The sequence below is a fragment of the Peribacillus sp. P4_C12 genome (genome assembly GCF_056402095.1).
The window spans coordinates 1-567 of the sequence record NZ_JBFUIB010001184.1; the positions used below are offsets into that span (position 1 = coordinate 1).

Genomic DNA, 567 nt, shown 5'->3' on the forward strand with positions numbered 1-567 from the left:
GTATGGAAAAGCGAAATTTATTCAAATGGAAACATGATCATCATGACAAACGAATCCGTCGTCATCTCAAGCAAACCAATGACTATTGGAGAGTCGATGAAACATATATCAAAGTAAAAAGTCAATGGATGATACCTTAACGTGCTGTCGATTCGAAAGGCAATACCATCGATTTTTACCTAAGCAAAACAAGAAACCACAAGGCTGCAAAGCTATTCTTCAAGAAAGCTTTGCAGTCTTTTCATATTTCTGAGCCTCGTGTCGTGACAGTCGATAAGAATCCAGCTTAACCTATAGCAGTTGAAGAATTGAGAAAAGAAAAAAGATGCCATTTAGGAATCCAAATAAGGCAAGTGAAATATGTTAATAACATATTGGAACAAGTTCATCGGTTTATTAAAAAGCGAGTTCGTTCGATGTTAGGATTGAAATCCTTTCGCACAACTACATCCATTATTTCTGGAATAGAAGCGATGCATATCATTAAAAAAGTACAACTTGCTTTACGGGACAAGTCTGTCCAAAATCAAGTGAAGTTCATTCCTCAACTATTTGGAATGGCTGCAT

1 pseudogene is annotated in these 567 nt (G+C 36.3%); it reads left to right on the forward strand.

Annotation, left to right across the window (positions count from 1 at the left end):
- Positions 1–2: 2 nt before the first annotated feature.
- Positions 3–567: pseudogene (locus AC1DUW_RS32040) on the forward strand (IS6 family transposase); the annotation flags it as partial.